Origin of the sequence: Rhodococcus spelaei (assembly GCF_006704125.1) — a bacterium.
GTDB lineage: Bacteria > Actinomycetota > Actinomycetes > Mycobacteriales > Mycobacteriaceae > Rhodococcus_G > Rhodococcus_G spelaei.
Genome location: NZ_VIGH01000018.1, coordinates 1 through 1,113 on the forward strand (window position 1 = coordinate 1; position 1,113 = coordinate 1,113).

The window sequence follows — 1,113 nt, forward strand, 5'->3', positions numbered from 1 at the left end:
TGTACTGCCCAGGGACGTTGGTCAATCGGCTGAAGGGAACGTTCCTACCGATGGCGGAGTGTTGCCGGTGGTGATTGTAGGTGTGTAGCCATCCCGACAACGCGCTCCGTCGGGCTTGTTCTGACGTGTAGTGCCGGGCGAATGCCCACTCCTGCGCCATGGTGCGGTGAAAGCGTTCGATCTTGCCGTTGGTCTGCGGCCGGTAGGGCCGGGTGTATTTCGGTGTGACACCCAGGTCGCTGCAGGTCTGCTTCCACAGGGCGGATCGGTAGCAGCTTCCGTTGTCGGACAGGACCCGTTCGACGGTGACACCGCGGGCGGCGAACCAGCCCACGGCACGGCGGAGCACTCCGATTGCGGTGGCGGCGGTTTCGTTGTCGTGGATCTCGGCGTAGGCGACCCGGGAATGGTCGTCGATGACGGTGTGCACGAAGGCGTGACCGAGAAGTTCGTTGTGGTGTCTGCTGCGTTTGGTGCCTGGTGTGGCCTGGCGGTTCTTGCGGCCCTTGATGCGGCCGACGAACCGCCACCCGCCACCGATCGGGATGTTGCCGAGTTTCTTGACGTCGACGTGGATCATCGACCCCGGATGCGGGTGTTCGTAGCGGCGGATCACCTCGCCGGTGCGGATGTCGATGTGCGAGAGCCGGTTCAATCGGCAACGCACCAACACCGCATGGACGGTCGAGGCCGGCATGTGCAGGCGGGATCCGATCGCCTGGGGTGAGAGACGTTGGCGCCACCGCAGGTCGACGATCTTGCGTTTGGTCCGTTCGGGAGTGCGGTTCGGGCTGTGGTGCGGTCGGCTGGACCGGTCGTGCATGCCGTCCGACCCCATCTCGACATAGCGGGTGGCCCACCGTTTGGCGGTCGGCCAGGACACGTTGAAGTGTTCCGCAGCCCTGACGATCGGCCAGCCGTCGTCGACGATGCGGCGGGCCAGCAGCAGCCGGCCCTTCGGGGTCAAGGGTGCGTTAGCGTGGACCACGAAGGTCTCCTGTCGGTGTAGTGGGTGTCTAAGCAGCTCCACTTCACGACAGGAGACCTTCGCTGTTCAACGACCAGCTACAGCGTGTCGTCGCAATCTCTCAACCAACCTGCCTGGGCAGTACA

1 protein-coding gene is annotated in these 1,113 nt (G+C 64.2%); it reads right to left on the minus strand.

Features of this window, described 5'->3' with window-relative positions:
• Positions 1-988 (minus strand): IS481 family transposase (locus FK531_RS22170; RefSeq protein ID WP_142103432.1); only part of this gene is annotated, 988 nt, incomplete at its 3' end.
• Positions 989-1,113 lie beyond the last annotated feature (125 nt).